Genomic DNA, 18024 nt, shown 5'->3' on the forward strand with positions numbered 1-18024 from the left:
ATCATAGCTACAAAACTGATTCTGCCTTCGCTTCTGACTGGATTATTCGTAACGTGTGAAGCTAGTTATGCTTAAGGGACTTCCAGAAAATAAACTATTCCATTACCAATAATGATAATCATTTTAGAGGGGAATGAAGGGGCTGCCGTCGGCAGCCCCTTCATTCCCCTTTTGTAGTAATTTAAATAATGACGCTTGTTTTTGAGTGTGGTAACTGATGGCCATAGTATTAACTGATTCCCTCAAAAAGTTGTTGATTGAAACTGCATTTCAATTAAAAGGTGCAGCAAAACGCAAATTTATGGCACAGACAGTTCAGGGCTTAGGTTTAGGAGGGCAAAGGCTTGCACAATCAGAATTAGGATGGAATCGAGATACTATTAGGAAAGGAATAAGAGAATTAGAAAGTGGTATTACTTGTGTTGATAACATGAGTGGCAAAGGACGTTATAAAGCAGAAGAACACTTGCCAAATCTTTTAGAAGATATAAAAAATATAGTAGATTCGCAAAGTCAAACTGATCCTAGTTTTAAAAGTCAAAGACTATATAGTAGACTCAGTGCAGCCGAAGTCAGAAAGCAATTAATTGAAAAATATGGTTATAGCGATGAAAAGTTACATACATCAGAAACAATTCGAGTCAAATTAAATAATTTAGGTTACAAGCTCAGAAGGGTAAAGAAAGTTCAACCTCAAAAAAAATCCCACAAACTGATGCAATCTTTGAGCAACTAGACATAGTAAACAAAGACGCTTCGGAAGATAAGAGTGTTTTACGTCTCAGCATGGACGGAAAAGCCCGAGTTAAGATTGGCTCATTTGATCGAGGGGGTAAAAGCAGGGATGGAGCGAAAGCTGATGACCATGATTATAATCCAAAAACAACTGTAACTCCTTATGGTATATTCCTTCCAGAGCTTGATGAGCTATTTTTGTACTTTACAGAATCAAAAGTTACCAGTGATTTTATTGTTGATGTTTTAGAAGATTTTTGGTTAGGAGAAAAACATCGCTTTTCGCAAATTAAAACATTACTTCTCAATCAAGATAATGGTCCGCAGAATAGCTCTCGGCGTACCCAATTTATGAAACGTATAGTAGAGTTTGCTCACAAGTATCAACTAAATATACGTTTAGCTTACTATCCTCCATATCATAGTAAATATAATCCGATAGAAAGGACATGGGCAATACTAGAGAATCATTGGAATGGCAGCATTTTAGATGAAGTTGAGACGGCTTTAAAGTTTGCTAGTACTATGAAATGGAAAGGTTCTCATCCAGTAGTTAAGCTAGTACACGAAACTTATGAGAATGGGGTAAAGCTTACAAAAAAAGCTATGGCTCAAATTGAAAAACAGATTGAGCGGCTAACCGATTCTAATCATGAAGTTTTCCAAAATTTAGGTAATTGGTTTATTGATATTTGTTGTAGTAAGACAAAAGTTATTTGATTTTAATAACAGCATTTATTTAGCTACAAAACATACTAATTTTACACTGTTTAACTTCAAAGCAGACGACAAGTGTATAGATTCTTCATGCATAGATGAGTGGGGAGAAAAGGGGTTGCCCTCGGCAACCCCTTTTCTCCCCCTTAAAATGATTATCATTCTTGAGAAAACCTGTCTCTTGTTTTTCTTGGAATAATTTATTCTTTGGAAGTCCCTTAAAGCTTGAATAGCAATAATTCCTACTGCATAAATATCGCTACTAAATTGCGGGACTTGATTGAATTGTTCACTACTCTTGGATATATCCCATCCTCTCAAGGGTTGCAAACACATAACTCTTTTTTAGACTGACTCAAAACAGGTCTGCAAGCGTATCAGTAATAGTAGCTTGAAACTCCTGTTTTTTGCGGTTATCGTCGTACTTCAGAACAGTATTAATATTGGCGTGCCTGCTAAACTTTTGCACCTTTTGGTAATCGCCCTCAAAAACTTCAGTGGCCTTAGTAATCGCACTATGCCGAATGCGGTGCGGCGACATCTTCTTAGGAATGCCAGCTTGTTGTGCCAAAGTATCCACCAACTTGCGGATAAATTCCCCAGTCAACCGCTTCCCCTTAAAATGTTCAACCAGTGCCACAAACAGAGGCTCATTTGATTTAGCGTTAGTGCGTCTGCTGGCAATCAACCAGTCAGCAATCGCCGCTATGGTTTTGCGGCTGAGTTTGATAGTTTCCTTTTGCGTCCCCCGACCCTTGCCCAAGATAGCGATAGTGCCACCGCTGGCGTTAAAGTCGCCGATATTAAGTTGACATATCTCATTCCGCCGCAGCGCATTGTCCCACAACAGCCGCATAATCGCATAATCACGCTTGCCGGTGACAGTATTAGTGTCAATCAGCTTCATCATGCTGCCGATCGCCTCCGGTGCTACACCACTGGTATCCCGATAAGCCTTGATTTTTTCTGCACTGACATCATCCAGCACAAAATTACACACCCCTAACACCCTACCTACCTGCACCAAAGACTTGATTGCAGACAACCTCCGGTTAACAGTCGCCTCCGATAGTCCTTTATTCATCAGGCTTTCTTTATACTGACTGACAACATTAATCGCCTGCCCTTGCTCTAACTTCAGGAACTGTGCTACCAAAGAAGGCGTGGGCGGCTGATGGGCAACATGATCGAAAAAATCCTGCAAATCTCTGGCATAGGCTCTCTGAGTATTAGGAGATCGCTTCCCCAACAACAACCGCGCCATCACATCCGGTGCTGTGGATAACGTCGCTGAGTCCAGCGGTACAAGCGTATTATCTTGAGAAAGGATTTCCCCCTCAGAGGTGATAGTTGTATCCATCCATAATATCCTTCGGCTGTGTACAGTTGCTCAAACCTGCATTATCGCAACTTTGCAATAGCGCCTGATGCCATGTCAATACCGATCGTGACAATCAGTTAGATATGGTTCATGATGTCGAACATTCTTGTTTAATACGAATTGTTATTTTAGCAATTAACAATCCCCCCGCAGTCAGCGCTTTCCAGTTTTCTCAATCAACAATTAAGCAAAGCTTATCAATCCCCAACACGGCAGAATCAGCCTTTCCACGTTTATTCATAACACTGGCTTATACTGCCCTATCCACAAGCTTTTCGTGCTTGTGGAAAGCAATTCACCGCAAGCATAATGGAATATATTGCTCCTTGTAGTGCTACATTCAGCCAAAGTTAGCACTACAGGTAGTGAAGTGTTCTTGTTGCGCTAAATTCAGCCAAACAAAAGCCCCGCATTCATATATATCTTGGTAGGGGCATTGATATCATGATTGATATCATCAGTTCAGCTCTCTTGAAAAGCGATCGCCCCAATCAAAAAACCCTCTTTTATGGAGAGTAGCGCAGGCACGAATTTTTCCCGTTTTGGGAAAGCGATCGCTGTCTTCATTTCTCCTTGCTGTTTTATCTATTGGATTTTTAATGCTGATTTAGTCAACTACATTGAATAAATCTATGATTAGCAATCGCGTGGCACTACAAATTCACTGCTTGCTCCGGCGTAGCTCCAAAAAGTAGACATCGCTCAACTGGGAGCATCCCCGAACATGATCACCAAAAGTTTAGGAATTTAAATGAAGATTACACTGCCATTTAGTCAAACTATAATTACTTAAAAATAAATCTGTAAAGCTAATTCATCCTCAGTTTATACTTACGCTCAACTGAGGATGAATTAGCTTTTTATGATGCCCTGCATTTAAATAACACTTCTGTGCAAGCATTAGGCGATAAAATACTTACTTGCATTGCTCGTGACTTATGGCGAATCTATTTACGGTTTCTTAGCGGCAATTGCTTTAATTTCTTGAGATGACAATACCCGTTTGTCAAGTCGGACAAAGCCTATTTGACCATTAAAAAAGCCTGGCCAACCTGGATTATCAGAGCGTCTCCCAATGACTAAGGGTTTGGAGTTAGAAAGAGAACCTCTTCTTGTTGGATTAAATCGCTCGCCAACGATTTCTACTCCATCAAGATACCAACGACCGCCATCCGGTTGGTCGCGGTCTACAGTCACCGCTACATGGTGCCAATTGCCATCGGCGATTGAGATATTACTTACATAGTTTGTAAATTGATTTCCCACTCCATCTGCTAATTGAAGCAACAAATTACCATTCGAGTTAGACAGCGAATACCCTTGTACTGGCCCTGTTGTCTCAACTCGTTTGTCTAAAATGACTTCAAGTCCGCTAGTACTAGTCGTTTTGACCCAGGCAGAAATGCTCAAGTCTCCCGTGCCAAAGTTTAGGTTCTCGTTCTTGGGGATTTCAAGAAAGTCGCTTGTACCATTAAAGGATGCGATGGTATCTAAAATAGGTGTTCCTATAACCGGAATACCTGTAAGCGTGACTGGATCTCTGGTTTGGCCTGGAAGTACGATGCCATTAGCTTCTGGAAACTCTACGAACCCTACTTCTGGTGTTGGTGGTAAATCTGTAGCGGTTAGCTGTTCTAATGGTATCTTAGTAGCACTCCGCAGAACTCTAGTGTTAGATACGGTTACTGAATCAAAGTTTGACGCAGTATTGGTGAAGCGTATTGTCGGAGTTTGACCGCGCTTGATTGGGAATTCAGTCCAGTTAACTATAGCCACACCTGGTCGTTCAGGATTTCTCTGTTCGCTGAAAACTACCAAAAATTCATCAGGAGTATCTTCTTGAGGTATAGCTCCTCTTAGTTCTATTTCAGGAGACGCCATTGGATTGCGTTGAGAGAAACTACGAGTACGTCCGTTGTTTACCAAGGTAAAAAATGATCTGTCGAATCCAGGATTTAGTTTTCCGATTGATTCAACTGTCAGTTCATACCCGTAGTGAAACAACACACAACTTTGAAAAGCACAACGTCCGTAATTAGTGGACTCATTTAACTTAAGCGCGGGAGGATTAAACGCATTAGGAGAAATACCAAATATTAAATCTTTAGTGTTATCCGTATCTGAGAATGTACCAATTATTTCGCTACCCGTAAAACTCTTACTAGTGATGCTTCTCGCAACAGGAGGGTCAAGCTGAGATGCTATCGGAAGTAAATCCTGACGACTGTTACCGTAAGGAGTTATAAATGGATTGAAAAAAATATTGGTACCACCAAGGTCACCAATCTTAGACTCGTCAATTTTTGTTCGATGGATTCCACCAATACTTAATAATATAAGTGTTGTATCGCCTGGAAATTGCTTTTGTAAGTAAGCCGAATCGATAATCACATCCATATTTATTGTAATTGGTGTTGTTTCGCGTGGGGGTACTTGTGCAATCACTGAGGATACCGAAACCATCGCGGAACCCATTAAAACCACAAAACCTAGCTGCTTCCCAAACCGTTTGATAAATTGCATACCTTAATCTCCATTAAAAACAAACAAAGATGAACTGTAGAGTTTCGCTATTGAGGATGTTGATTTTTCCAAACTACCTAGACGCACAAGACAAATACACCAGTATTAGATACTGGAGCCATAGTTTGAAGCTCTATAGTTTCAAAGAATTAGTTGTGTTGCCGAGTGTATTATGAGTGTGACAACTTGATATTAGCAGTATGTATAGATTTTAGATAGTACTTAACTAAAAAAAATAATTTCTTTCAAAAAATATTTCTTTTATTCTGACTCAGCCTTGGTTACAGCATTTTAAAGCAATTTTAAAATCATCCCGCCAATAATGAGTAAGTGCTTTTTACTACAATTTTTAGGTAAAGTAACTATACTCTGAGCAGTCGAGCCTACTGCTAGGGAGCTTTGACCGTTGCAGTAACATTAGGCTCTGAACCAGTAAGGAGATCGATTGACAGTGTGGGATTAGATAAGGTTGCCATATTTATCTCTTGAACTACTTACATTTTGATATCAGCCCAAAACTCAAATTTTTTGCAGGAATTTAAATTTATTACAAAAATCTGCATACGAATTCTTAAACTACCGTAATTAGATTTTTTACTCTCATGGCAAATATCTATACCTCTCTATACACCAGTCTGTACAAGGCTTGAGGGCTACTCCAAGTAGTGCCAACTTGATTGCTGATTTTTAGCATTACCTTTGGGATAGCTGCGGTGAAGCGATCGTCTACGGTGCGATAAATTCAGCTTCATGAATCGCACACTTGTAAATCCTTATATCAATTAAATTACCATATTGATGAAACAGGTACTGGGCTGGCATATTCCAGCAATCGTTCCCACCCCCAGACCCATGCAGTTTTTACTAGGATCTCTTTACCGTTGGTGAATTTGATAAATTCTCTCCCACCATCAAAAAATACATCAACAACCAACTGATTCCGCACATCGCGTCCCCACATTTTTTCTGCCGCATTCCACCAGCGTTGCCCAGGCGATTCAAACATAGGCAGTTCTAAATATTCATCACGCCATGCTTTAGGCTTCCAATTATCCTGTAGCGCACGGATTAATAAGGCGTTGGAGAAAATCTCTTTCTCGTGTTCACTCAGCCACAGAGCATATTCAATTGCAGATCGCAAGGCATCCTCTAAGTCATAAGAACAACCTTCAAGTGCATCTTGGACTTCAGCATCTGCAAAATTAACACCGATAGTTACCAGCGCTGGTTCATATTTTTTAAATACCTCGTACTCAACCGATTCCTTTTCCCAAAACCACATAGCAGTATACCCCTAACTATGTTGAACTCCATTTATAGTAGATTACTATCATAATTATTTTGTAACAAGAGATTTAGTTAAAAACAAGATTATGTACCTTAAAGATTTATCTGACTTGGAAAAACATAGCAATAAATTTGGAATGATTCAACTTGATTTTAGCCGCAAGGTAGATTTTCTCATCTCCCTATTGGCTTGAAATTAAAAGACTTGTTAGGGAGTAGTGAGCGAACGCTAGTATATTGTTTCTAAACTCTAATTTAAACAGATGATAACAAGCGATGATTCCACTACCGGACATCTTACTATCTTCAGCGTTGAATGATGATGCTCTGTTAAAAGAATGATAACTCCACAAAAGTTTTCTCGTTTTAATAGAGATTTTTTTTGTTTTATTTTCAAAATGAGAATTGCTGGCTTTCCATCTACTGGCTTAATTATCCCATATAATACTCGGTTCACTTACGCCGCGCTGTACTAGTAACTTGATGAATTGTTTATAAACCATATTCTGTAATATTCTCATTGACTGAAGATTATTGTGTAAAAACTCTTAGGAATTAAATTAATTTTAAAGTTTCGATGAACAGATTTTAAAATTGTATACGAGAACCCAGCGAGATGTTACAAAAGATATTATGACTTTTCAATGACTCGGATCAAGCAAGTAAGTAAGAAAATTTACCAATGTGATATTTTCAAATGGGTTTATACAGGTAATAAATACGAGTCGTTTACATTGAGGAAAAATCAATCGCTAAAAAATTATATACATCGACCGAAAATAGTGAAAATAACTGAGGCTCACAAGCATTGAGGTCTGATCTTGAAAAGGTTTTTATTTGTTGGTGGCGTGCTGCTAATTCTTTTTGTTTATTTTGGTTTAAACTATTCTGGCTTCTGTTTTGCAGAAAAACGTTACCTAAGTAATGAAGAAAAAATTAGAGCAGAATTTGATTACCAAAATAGCCGCAATATATTACCGATAGAAAACTTCCCAGTTCCCAAGCACATCAAGTATAAAAGCTTTGATGAATATATAGCATTGTATCCAGAATGCTGTTCCGTCAATCCTGGCGGACCTTATGAAGTTTCTCCTGAAAAATTTCTCGATCGCATTCTTGGATATAATTCGGGCGATATTGTAGTGATTAATTTCCATGCACGTTATTTGAATAAAAACGGCAAGATCGAAACAGTAGAAACTCGCCTTGAAAACTACTCGGGGAACTGCGGTGGTCTTCCATGAGCAATTCCTCAAACCTGAAACAAAAAGTATCGGAGAAAAATTATGGTTCAACTAAATGTAAACAACATAACAAATCAATATTTATACGGACAATTAACCACTCCAACAAATCTTGCAGATGAGAGTTTGATTCGCCCTAAAGATGCTACTACAACGGTTGAAGTAGGTGTAGTAGAGTTTATGGCAACAGGTGCTGGCAGATTTGCTGTTGGAAGTCAGTTTACTCTAGTACAAAGATTTTTTGCTCCCTTTTTAACGTCGCCAACAGTTCCTCCTGGCACATATACCAAAGCAGAACTAGGAGTAATTGCTGGATTGGGTAAATTTAGTTGGGAGATGCAACAGTACAACTGGGAGGATGATATTGATGATTATTTTGATCGAGTTTGGGTATATAACTCGATGGAGTTTTCAATTTCTGAAGATGCAGTATTTATTGTTGAAGCTGATGGTAGTAAAAGAATAGAAAATTTTGCCGCTTTTCCTCGGCTAACTGTTAACGAAAATTTCGATGTAGGTTCGAATGATGGCTTTACGAAAATAGCTAACATAGTTGCCAAACCGTATGTAGATCCTTGGGGGATCGGTCGAATAGTTAATATTGATTTCCGCGATTTTGAATTAATTCCCAGAACTACCTACACCTCACAAGATTTTGCTGACGACCTCACTAGAAGCGCTGATTGGTTTGTTTCTATTCCAGAAGCAATAGCTAAAATTGCGTTGGGTCAGGATGATTTCGTAGATGGATTATTTGACGATGGTGTAACGAAATTTTTAGATGGGAATAAACCCATTATTTATGGATCTCCAGATGCCGATAATCTTATCGCCTCAAATATTGACTTTATCAGCAAGCCTCCACCATTTGGACTCAATGAAGCTCCACTACTTGCTCCTTTTAGAGGCAACGGACTTGTCTTGATTGCTGGTAATGGAAATGATACCGTCAAAGGCTCAGATCGAGACGATCGAATACTTGGCGGCGAGGGTAACGATAACCTTGATGGCGATCTTGGCGACGATATTTTCGTCGGTGGTGCTGGCAATGACACTATAGAAGGCGGTTCTTTTCTGTTCGGACTCTTTCAAGGAACGGATACTGCCGTTTACGGAGGCGCACTGTCCGAGTATGATATTGAATTTTTACCAGATGACTCAATTCGGATCTCGGATAAAGTCGCAGGTCGAGATGATTCTGATACGCTCAAGGGTGTTGACATTGCGAAATTTTCGGACAAATCAATCAACCTTGCGTCAGGGCAGGACATCGCCTTCGTCATAGACACAACTGGCAGCATGTTCGATGACATCGACGCGATCAAAGCCAGCGCCAGTAACATCATCGATGCGATCTTCGATAGCGAGCGTGGCTTTCTTAATTCTCGGATCGCTGTGGTCGGATACAACGATCCTGCAACAAATACTTTCCTTTCCTTCACCGATCAGCCAAAGATCGATGATCGAAAGACCGCAGCTCTCAACGCGATCAACAGCATCTCGGTCGGCGGTGGTGGCGACTTTCCCGAGGCGGTAAATGCCGGACTGATCCGCGCGCTCTCTGGTGGTGCCGGAGAGTGGCGAGAAGAAGCGGTCGCTCGGCGGATCATCCTGTTCGGCGACGCGCCGCCCAACGACACTGATCTTCGCGCACAGGTACTTGAGCTTGCATCCAATGTTGGAACTTCTTTCTCCAGCAACAGCCTCATGTCAATGTCGATCGCAGGCGATATCGAAACTAGTAGCGTCGCAAGCGGCCTTGCCGTGACGCGGTTCGCTGTGACGGCAATGGATACCGACGGCGCTCCAGTTATAATTCCGGTCGAAATCTTCACTGTTCTGATTGGCAACGACCCGACCACGACCGCCGATTTTGAAAGCCTCGCCGCTGCAACCGGCGGCAAGACTTTTAACGCGGCTAATGCTTCTGAGGTGGTCGATACGCTGATCGCAGCCATTAAGACACCGATCAATACAACACCGATCAATAAAACTCCGATCACCCAAGATGATATAGCAACCACCCAACAAAACACGGCAGTGAACGTACCTGTGTTAATCAATGACAGTGACTCAGATGGTGATGCCTTAGCCATCAAGAGCTTCACTCAGGGCAGTAATGGAATGGTTACTCTGAATGACAACGGTACATCCGGCGACACCACCGACGATTTCCTCGTTTATACCCCAGCTACCCAATCAGATCCCAGTATCGGGTTTATTGACAGCTTTCAATATACCCTCTCCGATGGAAACGGTGCAACATCCACCGCAGAGGTGACCGTCGCAGTCGGGAAAATCGAAAATGGCGGCAATGGCAACGATACCCTCATCGGCACTCCTGGCAACGACCGACTCTTGGGCGGCAATGGCAACGATATCCTCGAAGGTGGTTTAGGAGATGATTCCCTCGATGCTGGTCTTGGTGACGATACCCTCACAGACTTAGAAGGTAACAACACCTTCTATACAGGCGAAGATAATAACGTAGTTACCGCAGGTTCTGGAAATGATGTCATCTATGGAGGCTCCGGTCGTGACATTATTGACGCAGGCAATGGTAAAAACCAAATCTACGCCGTAGAAGGTAACAATCTGATTGGCACAGGTTCTGGTAACGATATCGTCTATGCAGGTTCCGGCAGCGACTGGATATTTACAGGTGCGGGAGATGATGTCATTTATGCTACAGAAGGTAACAACTTAATTGCAGCAGGTGCTGGCGATAACACCATTTATAGTGGTAGCGGTAGCGATTTATTTGTTCTTGCTTCTGGCGCTGGTTCGACCACGATTAACCAGTTCCAAAGCAACGATCACCTTGGTCTTATTGGTGGTTTGAGCTTCGATCAACTGTCCATCACCAAAAACCAGCAGGGCAATGAGTTCTCCACTCATATCAGTATTGCCTCTACCGGAGATTTACTTGCCAGCCTCAAGTGGGTAGAAACTAGTTCCATCACCCGCAACTCATTTGTTGATTTAGAAAGCTTAGGAATATCACTACTAAATGGAGCCGCAAGTCGTAGCAACCTCGCTGGGTTGATGACTTCTGGTGTTGAAACAGGATTATCTGTTCCTTCAGTTCTTGATCTCCAGCAGCAGGCGATCGCCTCTGGTAGTCCTTTAAATCTTGCCTGAAAAATGATCTAAAAACCTAATCAATTAGTTGCGGTTCCTTGAACAGCCTATCTTTGATAAGTTGTTCAAGGAATTTTTTTTCCATAGGGATGTGCAATTGTACGATTCATTTGGAAAACTGTGCGATCACAGGTTTTGTGAATTGATGAATTAATTGAAGATGAATCTTTGCATTAACGGGACTTAAACATTTTTGAGGCAGAAACAAGCCTCAAACCTATACAGGGCAAGGAAAATACATTGAAGGCTCAAAAATGCTTGAAACCTAGATATATCAATAAACTAAGCAAAGCGATGTCAAAGTCTTTCTGTATCTACGTTTGATAGGTTTTTCAGGCTACTTTTTGCCTAAGTCCCGTTAACGAGAGTTAAACAAAACTTTTATTGATTGGTTGAACTTGAATCGTAATGTGTTTGCTGCTTATAAAGCTAGTTTGGGTTACATTTGGGCTTGATTTTTGTCTAAGTCCCGATAGTTAACCTCCTGCTCCCGCTTGCTGCCAACTCTTGGAGACGCACTGTTAGGTCGGCATCGCCTCTAACCCCTTGTCCAATTTATCATTTTCCCAAGGTTGGGAAAATTTGTACTGAGAAATAAGCTCAAGTTTTGGAAAAATCTGTACAATGACATTTTATTGGCTGCTGTGGAAACTAATGTCATCAAGAGTATAAAGCTTGAACTCTCTACCGTTAAGCTTAGAAGCAGCACAGGGAGCTTATAGGCTATATAGTCTCTCTTCAGAAGCGGTAAATTCCTTAACTATCCTCTTTAGAAATATTCTGCGCTTTAAATCTTTCGCCAAAAACATTACCAACTAAACTTTTGAAAAGTGGATGTTCCCGAATTTCATCAAAGTCTGGATCAGTTTTAGCAAGTTTCCAAAATCTATCTGGTTCACATTTTATTGATTGTTGTAAATTTTGAATTGCCAAAGCTACATTACTTTGCAGCGCATAACAACAGGCTTTGTTGTACCAGTAATCAGGATAGTCCGACTTGATTTCAATTGCTTTGTTGTAGACAACTAACGCTTCTTCATATCTTTGTAATTCCATTAAAGCGACACCTTTATAATTCCAAGCGTCGGTATTATCTGATTTGAGTTGAATAACTTTGTCATAAGAGGTGATTGCATCTTCATACCGATGTAAGTAATAAAGTGCATTGCCACGAGCTAGCCAAAAACCATAAAAGTCAGAATAGATAGCGATTGCTCGTTCATAAGAGTCTACAGCTGCTTGATAATCTTGCTGTATTGCTAAGGCTTTTCCTCGTAACCACCAAGTATTGCTGTCATCTGGTCTAATTGCAATTACTTTGTCATACACAGTGATCGCTCTATCATAACGCTGTAATAAAGCCAGAATTTCGGCTTGATTAGACCAAGCTTGGTAGAAATCTGACTGGATGGTGATCGCTTGGTCGTATGCTGCTAAAGCTTCTTCGTATTTTTCTAAATCTTTAAGAACAATCCCTCGGTAATACCAAATTTCTGGATCATCAGATTTAGTTAAGAGTGCTTTTTCGTAGGCAGTAATTGCCTCTGCATATCTTTGTAAGCAATAAAGCGAATAACCACGCCGAAACCAAGCCTTAGCGTAGTCTGGTTGAATTTGAATAGCTTGGTCAAAGGAGGCGATCGCTTCCTCATGCTTATTTAAAAAATAAAGCGCATAGCCTCGCCAATACCAAGCATCAGCATTTTTAGGTTGCTTTTTAACAACTTTGTCATAGCAGGTGATGGCCTGCTCGTATTTTTGCGAAGAAAATAGCTGATCGCCTTGGCGCTGTAAATCTTGGTTTTTATCTCTAAATATCCATAACAGCAAAATTATTCCTAGAACTAAATACTGTGAAGACTGGCTAAATATCCCACCAGCTATAGAGGCTAAGTCCAGAGGAACACCCAAAAATTGATTAATTCCGTTAGTCAAATCCCATAAAAATCTATTGAAAGGTCTAGCAAACCATAACAGACCAATCAGCACCAAAATTCCATATTTCCTAAACTTGTTAAATTGCTGTTGAATTGGTTTTGGCAACCAAGGCTCAATAATTCCATAGCCATCAAGGCCAGGAATAGGTAATAAATTAATTAAAACTATATATGTATTCAGAGAAATTATATAAGCTAGTGAAATAATAAAAAGAAATAAAACCGAATTTTGACTTTGTAGCCTCAAGGAATACCAGCCCAATTGAAAAGGCAGGGCCAGCAAGCAAGCTAAAATCACATTCGCAATCGGGCCAGCAGCAGAAACAGCACTTTTCCATTTGCGATCGCGTAATCGATTTTGGTTAATATAAACTGCTCCTCCAGGCAGAGCGATACTACCAATGAGGAGAAAAAACAATGGGATCACCAAACTCAAACTCGGCTCGGTATATTTGAGTGGGTTTAAGGTTAAATATCCCTTATCTTTAACGGAAGTATCGCCACCCCAATATGCTAGCAGTGCATGACCAAATTCATGCAAACATAAAGACAATATCCAACCAAGACAGATAAAAATAGCTACTAACCACATGATTTTAATTCGTCATTCATAATTAATATAAATTGTACTTTGACAAATTAAATGGTGTCCTGGTTATTTTCACCCACTTGGGGATTAAAATTATCTCCGCGGATTACTGTTAATCGACTCAGAAATGGATAAAAGTGCATTACGAATCTCAGTTCTCATTGCCCTAGCTTTGACTCTAATATCTGATGAATGCTCTTGTAGCTTAGTCAAGGAGCTATTTATTTGAGTAAGATAATTTAGCGATGATTTAATTTGCTGTACCTGTGCTTCGATAACAACATAGTCTATCTGTGGATTATAGGTTGGCTGAGACGCTAATTGCTGCTGGACAATAAGGTATTGGATAGCAAGACTAAAACTTTCGTGAGTAGTCGCTACCCACTGCCCCTGTTCACAAGTTCCTATTCCCCAGCCACCAATTTCTTGCGCTAACCCTTCACGGCTACGACTTAAAAAAATGGCCGCATTTGCTTCTCGTTTCATCATTGCCTTGGTTAATTGCTCAGAAATTCTTTTACGTCCCCAGCTTGCAGAGTCTCTATTCCTAACTTCAATTACTAATGATAAATCTACGCTTGCTATTGAGTTGGCAGTGAATTTAACAAGAATATCACCTGGCTGCTTGTCCTTTCCAATATGAGTAATTTCAGCCCCGTATAATTTCGCCCACGGCTCTAATTCTGCAACAACGGCTTCTTCAAAACTCGCCCCCCTTGCGATCGTTTGCTCCAACGTCAATTCAATTAGTTCTTTTTCTCGAACCTGCTGTGCAAGCTTTTCCACCTCATCGGCCAATGGTTTTACTGCTTCTGTAACAACTGCCTTAACGGACTTAGCCAAAACGCTATTCTCTGCTGTTATATTTGCGATCGCTGCCGAAAATACACCTTGGAGAGAGTCCGACCTTTTATCATCCAGCAAGTTTTGGATTTTCTGTACAGCACTACCAAAAACTGAGGTTTCTTGTGAAGGATTAAATTCCTGATTTAGAAAATCACTCACGGCTTTTATTTGTGCATCCATTATTGCTGTAGTAAGGCTAATTTGACCCTGTAAAGGAGCTAAGATTTGATCATCACCCGTATTAATTTTATTAGCCAATTGCGTTGAAATGGTGTTTGGTATTTCATTTACAGCTTGATATAATTCATTTAATAAAGCATTAAATTGTTGTTTGACAAATTGGGTATCATTAAGATTTTCAGTTCTTTGAAGACAGAAAAAGCCCATTTCAAATGCTTTAATACAAGCAGCTTCACGCTCATAATCTGGCAGTTGATGCAGATAATCACTCGCCTCAAACAAGCGAATTATCAAATTACTGATAATAATCCGATCATCTCTTAGTTCTATTTTTGGGGGAACTTGCGTCATGTTTACTCCAGAAATGCCACACCTTAACTTAGTATTGGTATGCTACCACAGTCTATTAAATTCTAAAATAGACCGCATAAGTATTGGGTAGAATTTATTAGAAAAAACTATGCTTAGTTGTCATGCCATCCAGCAACAAGATTGGGATTTATCCCCCAGACAAAGAAATTATTGAGAAATTAAATTATTGGGCAAAAAAGGAACGGCGATCGCTCTCGTCTCATTGCCTGTTGTTGCTGGAAAGGGCGCTTGAGGCTAAGGAAAAGGAAGATCCTGAATTTTTCCAAAAAATGTAGATCGCAATATTCTACAGTGACCTACTTATGAGTTAAAATAAAACCGCCCCAAGTCCTGTCTTGCAAACTTTGACTTGGAGCGGTTTTTTATCAAATCTAAAACTTATGATGACACAAGAATTGATTTTTCGCCCCGTTGTAGCAGAAAAATTAGGAACACATCGGCTAACCGATCCAGTAATGGGGGCGTTAATTTTAGAACAGCTAAATCTTTGGCACGTTTCTGGGAATGGTTTTTTTGACACAGATGGTAATTTTTGGTTAAACCCAAGCCTTAGCGACTGGGAAAAGGCAGCAGGGGCATCATTCAGCCCGTGGAAAGTTAGGGCTATTGTGGGCAAGTTTGAACAGTTAGGGTATGTAATCCGAGAAAAGTTTTGTAAATTGTGCGATCGCCTCATTAACTCACCAGAAAACCTACGTGCTGACAATCACACTAAACTGATTCGCCTTAACTGGGAACGATTGGCAGGGTTATGGGAATCCGTTGTAGCAATTTGCAATGACGGCTCAGATCAGATACCAGAATCAGACTCAGATTCTTTTTCTTTTAGATCAGATAAATCTGAATCTGATTTCAAAAGTCTTGAAATTCTGAAATCTGAATCTGAGGCAGAACCGAAAAAGCTTGAAATTCTGAAGTCTGAATCTGAGGCAAGTCCACCGCCGCCCTTGCCAGAATCACCAGAGGAAGAACAAACGCAGCTAATGACTGAGGTGAGGAACGCAACAGGCAAGCTCTCCCCACAGTTGCAACGGCTGATTACTGAAGTTGCCCCTGACATCCTACGGGCTGCACTTGCAAAATACCCGCGTGATGGTAGCGTTAAAAAGCCTTGTAGCTACCTAATGAAAATAATTGCCCAAATAAAGAGCGAACGCGCCGCCACGCCCAAAAACGCATCAAATGAGACTACAACTGAGGCAATGATGCAATGGTTCCAGGAAGCTTGTCGCACTGGGGTAGTGTTCCACGATGAAACAGACTTTGCAACCTTGCCCGTGGTTATGAATCAGATTTGTTGCCGGGTTGCCATCCCCAACCGCCGCGAGATTGACCCGCCTTATGAGTTACGCCCTGTAGTGGAATTAATGAAATCGAAAAACTTAATCACTGTTTAGATTCCAAATTTTTCTCAAAATATTGAATTGCTGGCGAAATGGCTTGCATCCAGGTTGGCAACAGGTTAGAGCTTAGTTATCGGAAACTTGATTCTCTCAAGTTAAGTTCTGATAAGTAAAATATTGCTTTCTGCCGCCCGTTTAGTAACCGTTCTATAAATCACTCCAGTTTTGCGATCGCACAACTGTCGCAATATTCCCAGAGTTCCTAGAGTATATGCAACAGGTCGCGCAGAACTGTAATCAGCAGGTGGCTAGCGGTATCAAAGCAATTCTGCCCAGTTGTTTTGTAACGATGCCAGAAGCGAATCTTGAAAATGTCCGGCAGGTAATGGTTAATATTCAAGAGCTAGTCGATAAAGGAGCGCAGGTCGCACTCCCGACGAATTCTGTAACTCCATCTTGCACCCAGAGCATGAGTTTTGATGCAGCTGCGAATGGGGGAACTATTCAACCATTGCAAGAGTTTATCGCTATTGCCCCAACTCCCGAACCGGAGGTGAGTCCTGACGAGGAACTCTTGAGGGTATTGAAAATTAAACAAACTGCCTGGGTTAATGCGCCGGGTTTGCGATCGCGGATTAAGCGTTGGGTCGAAGAAACTGATGGTGTTGTAATGGGTGAAAGTGGCCCAGAGTTGCAGCTTGAGTGAATAACTTTTTCCCGTTACGGGAATAAATTACAATCTCGAATGCTAGGGAAATAGCTTGCATCTAGCTTTGCTGTGGGTCGGTTGACTAAAAGCGCGATCGCAATTACCGAATCTCAGAGGCAGATAATTCATCTGTCTTCTTTTGGGGTGGATTATTATTAATTAATTCTGCCCTTGCCCAGCGCTCAATAAATTCTGATGGAGAACAGTTTTGTAATTTCGCTGCATCGCTGATTAGTTTTTTTGCAGTTGGAGTTATTTTCAAATTCCAGTTTCCTTTCACCTCATCGTACATAATAGGTTCGCCCCGCATTCTGCGAACTCCAACTAAATTCTGCTTCGGTGTTTTGGACTTTTTCGCTTTCTTTGCTTTTGCTGCCATAATCAACCTCTTTGAAGAAGTAGGAAGAATAGGCTAATTATGGCACGGCTGGTAAGCTTTACTGTGCTGGCTTATAGTTTGGGCGTATATGGTGCGTGTGAACTAAAAATAGAGAATGATGTAAATGCAGTAGGGTTTTGAAGGTCATTTACAAAAATAATAAAGCTGGAGTACTTGCTGTATATAAGTTTAGTATATCTGCGTATTACTCGTGTAGTATAAAGGTAACTTGCCTATATCACCACTTATATTACCTTTGCGGCTAAAAGTATTGTAAATTGGTCATTATTTTAATAGTCACTTAAATTAAATAAAGAACCTTATGTCGGAGTGTAGTTTAACTATGCTGATAAGTGATATGCTCTTATTAGCTTGGTATTGATTTTACTTATGTTTAGCTTATGCGCGTAATGTAAATCAATCATCAGGTTATTCAATTCATATATTACCGTCATGTCAACCCAAACAATTTTTGATGCCTACTCTGTTTTTGAGTCAACAGAAACAAAAAGAAATAAAGTAACTGTACGTAGTGTGATGCACCCAGGGCGAACGCATCTTATTTACTAATAAAAACTAAGAAAGATTTTAAAATGACATAAATAATTGTAGGAATTGAGTGAATGATAAACAAAACAAAT

At 40.4% G+C, this 18024-nt stretch carries 12 protein-coding genes and 1 pseudogene; 7 read left to right on the plus strand and 6 right to left on the minus strand.

Annotation, left to right across the window (positions count from 1 at the left end):
• Positions 1-430 precede the first annotated feature (430 nt).
• Positions 431-1455: pseudogene (locus H6G26_RS30365) on the plus strand (ISAzo13 family transposase).
• 352 nt (positions 1456-1807) lie between these two features.
• Here the strand turns inward: H6G26_RS30365 and H6G26_RS30370 are convergent.
• On the minus strand, positions 1808-2812 hold the full coding sequence (locus H6G26_RS30370; RefSeq protein ID WP_190734173.1) for a tyrosine-type recombinase/integrase: 1005 nt from the start codon (positions 2810-2812) through the stop codon (positions 1808-1810).
• 837 nt (positions 2813-3649) lie between these two features.
• Here H6G26_RS30370 and H6G26_RS44325 point away from each other — a divergent pair.
• Positions 3650-3826 (plus strand): type I restriction enzyme endonuclease domain-containing protein, encoded by a 177-nt coding sequence (locus tag H6G26_RS44325; protein ID WP_347242524.1) that lies wholly within the window; start codon positions 3650-3652, stop codon positions 3824-3826.
• Here the strand turns inward: H6G26_RS44325 and H6G26_RS30375 are convergent.
• Both H6G26_RS30375 and H6G26_RS30380 read right to left on the minus strand, forming a co-directional pair.
• Entirely contained in the window at positions 3785-5356 is a 1572-nt protein-coding gene (locus H6G26_RS30375) for a LamG domain-containing protein (protein ID WP_190734175.1), read from the minus strand. The two genes, H6G26_RS44325 and H6G26_RS30375, sit on opposite strands and share 42 nt — an antisense overlap.
• A 787-nt stretch (positions 5357-6143) precedes the next feature.
• On the minus strand, positions 6144-6638 hold the full coding sequence (locus tag H6G26_RS30380) for a hypothetical protein (RefSeq protein WP_190734177.1): 495 nt from the start codon (positions 6636-6638) through the stop codon (positions 6144-6146).
• 826 nt (positions 6639-7464) lie between these two features.
• Here H6G26_RS30380 and H6G26_RS30385 point away from each other — a divergent pair.
• The gene (locus H6G26_RS30385) at positions 7465-7887 is read left to right on the plus strand and encodes a hypothetical protein (RefSeq protein WP_190734179.1); all 423 of its coding nucleotides are present in this window, start codon (positions 7465-7467) and stop codon (positions 7885-7887) included.
• A gap of 42 nt (positions 7888-7929) precedes the next feature.
• Positions 7930-11028, plus strand: coding sequence for an Ig-like domain-containing protein (locus tag H6G26_RS30390; RefSeq protein WP_190734181.1), 3099 nt, complete (start codon positions 7930-7932; stop codon positions 11026-11028).
• Between the two features lie 756 nt (positions 11029-11784).
• On the opposite strand, the gene H6G26_RS30395 is transcribed toward H6G26_RS30390, so the two are convergent.
• The gene (locus tag H6G26_RS30395) at positions 11785-13557 is read right to left on the minus strand and encodes a tetratricopeptide repeat protein (RefSeq protein ID WP_190734184.1); all 1773 of its coding nucleotides are present in this window, start codon (positions 13555-13557) and stop codon (positions 11785-11787) included.
• A gap of 90 nt (positions 13558-13647) precedes the next feature.
• Entirely contained in the window at positions 13648-14931 is a 1284-nt protein-coding gene (locus H6G26_RS30400) for a hypothetical protein (RefSeq protein ID WP_190734185.1), read from the minus strand.
• A 122-nt stretch (positions 14932-15053) separates the two neighbouring features.
• Here H6G26_RS30400 and H6G26_RS30405 point away from each other — a divergent pair, with 122 nt between their 5' ends.
• From H6G26_RS30405 to H6G26_RS30415, 3 genes are all read left to right on the plus strand, one after another.
• A complete protein-coding gene (locus H6G26_RS30405; RefSeq protein WP_190734188.1) occupies positions 15054-15227 on the plus strand; it encodes a hypothetical protein in 174 nt (57 codons plus the stop codon).
• A 105-nt stretch (positions 15228-15332) separates the two neighbouring features.
• Positions 15333-16349 (plus strand): hypothetical protein, encoded by a 1017-nt coding sequence (locus H6G26_RS30410; RefSeq protein ID WP_190734191.1) that lies wholly within the window; start codon positions 15333-15335, stop codon positions 16347-16349.
• Positions 16350-16566: 217 nt separating this feature from the next.
• Positions 16567-17001, plus strand: coding sequence for a hypothetical protein (locus tag H6G26_RS30415; RefSeq protein WP_190734192.1), 435 nt, complete (start codon positions 16567-16569; stop codon positions 16999-17001).
• A 103-nt stretch (positions 17002-17104) separates the two neighbouring features.
• On the opposite strand, the gene H6G26_RS30420 is transcribed toward H6G26_RS30415, so the two are convergent.
• Complete coding sequence (locus H6G26_RS30420; RefSeq protein WP_190734194.1) at positions 17105-17383, minus strand: hypothetical protein; 279 nt, start codon at positions 17381-17383, stop codon at positions 17105-17107.
• Positions 17384-18024: the final 641 nt, after the last annotated feature.

This window comes from Nostoc sp. FACHB-888, from assembly GCF_014696655.1.
Taxonomy (GTDB): Bacteria; Cyanobacteriota; Cyanobacteriia; order Cyanobacteriales; family Nostocaceae; genus Nostoc.

What these genes read in the sequence shown, in the direction of transcription:
- H6G26_RS30370 (WP_190734173.1), bottom strand. Translation starts at nt 2,812, where the DNA reads ATGGATACAACTATCACCTCTGAGGGGGAAATCCTTTCTCAAGATAAT.
- H6G26_RS30375 (WP_190734175.1), bottom strand. Translation starts at nt 5,356, where the DNA reads ATGCAATTTATCAAACGGTTTGGGAAGCAGCTAGGTTTTGTGGTTTTA.
- H6G26_RS30380 (WP_190734177.1), bottom strand. Translation starts at nt 6,638, where the DNA reads ATGTGGTTTTGGGAAAAGGAATCGGTTGAGTACGAGGTATTTAAAAAA.
- H6G26_RS30390 (WP_190734181.1), top strand. Translation starts at nt 7,930, where the DNA reads ATGGTTCAACTAAATGTAAACAACATAACAAATCAATATTTATACGGA.
- H6G26_RS30395 (WP_190734184.1), bottom strand. Translation starts at nt 13,557, where the DNA reads ATGTGGTTAGTAGCTATTTTTATCTGTCTTGGTTGGATATTGTCTTTA.
- H6G26_RS30400 (WP_190734185.1), bottom strand. Translation starts at nt 14,931, where the DNA reads ATGACGCAAGTTCCCCCAAAAATAGAACTAAGAGATGATCGGATTATT.
- H6G26_RS30405 (WP_190734188.1), top strand. Translation starts at nt 15,054, where the DNA reads ATGCCATCCAGCAACAAGATTGGGATTTATCCCCCAGACAAAGAAATT.
- H6G26_RS30410 (WP_190734191.1), top strand. Translation starts at nt 15,333, where the DNA reads ATGATGACACAAGAATTGATTTTTCGCCCCGTTGTAGCAGAAAAATTA.
- H6G26_RS30415 (WP_190734192.1), top strand. Translation starts at nt 16,567, where the DNA reads ATGCAACAGGTCGCGCAGAACTGTAATCAGCAGGTGGCTAGCGGTATC.
- H6G26_RS30420 (WP_190734194.1), bottom strand. Translation starts at nt 17,383, where the DNA reads ATGGCAGCAAAAGCAAAGAAAGCGAAAAAGTCCAAAACACCGAAGCAG.